This window comes from Vibrio sp. 2132-1 (assembly GCF_033344315.1).
In genome coordinates, this window is sequence record NZ_JAWPON010000410.1 from 1 (window position 1) to 661 (window position 661).

Below are 661 nucleotides of genomic sequence, written 5' to 3' on the forward strand. Positions count from 1 at the left end.
GAATTCAAAACCTACCCAATGAGTATTCAACCTAATTCACGTCAGTTAATTTCTTGCGAAGAATGTGGCCTTGTCGTCCGCATTCCGGAAATCGAGCAAGGGCAAAAAGCTCAATGCCCTCGATGTTCGCATTCACTTACAAAAATTAACGCCAAGCCTTATCAAAGCGTGATTGCGGTATCGTCTGCGTGTTTGATCATGCTGGTGCTCAGTATCTCTTTCCCATTCATGTCATTCAGCGTGCAAGGGTTGTCGCAAGAGATCACTCTGCTTCACGCAGCCAAAATGCTGGCTGAATTTCAAAACGCCCTTCTTGGTGCGCTTCTGCTCGCGACGGTCGTCGTTTTGCCAGCTATCTATGTGGGTTTGATCCTTTTTCTGCACCTTGAGGCGTTAAAAGTTCGCAACCATCCGCCGTCTAAAAAGCAGCAGCGTATGGCCAAAGTACTTTGCCGAATTCTGTTTCGAGTTGAACCGTGGTTAATGGTCGATGTGTTTTTAATTGGCGTATTGGTGAGCTTAATTAAAATTGCGTCTCTGGCCGACATCGGCATGGGCAGCTCGTTTTGGGCGTTTTGTGTATACACGATATTGGTGGTGAAATGCATTTCGATGGTCGATAAAAGCTGGCTGTGGGGGCACTTTATTCCGGCAATCGAGT

General features: G+C 46.7%; 1 protein-coding gene. It reads left to right on the plus strand.

The window, feature by feature from the left end:
• Positions 1-18: 18 nt before the first annotated feature.
• A partial coding sequence (locus R8N47_RS25720) for a paraquat-inducible protein A (RefSeq protein WP_318186167.1) occupies positions 19-661 on the plus strand: 643 nt, incomplete at its 3' end.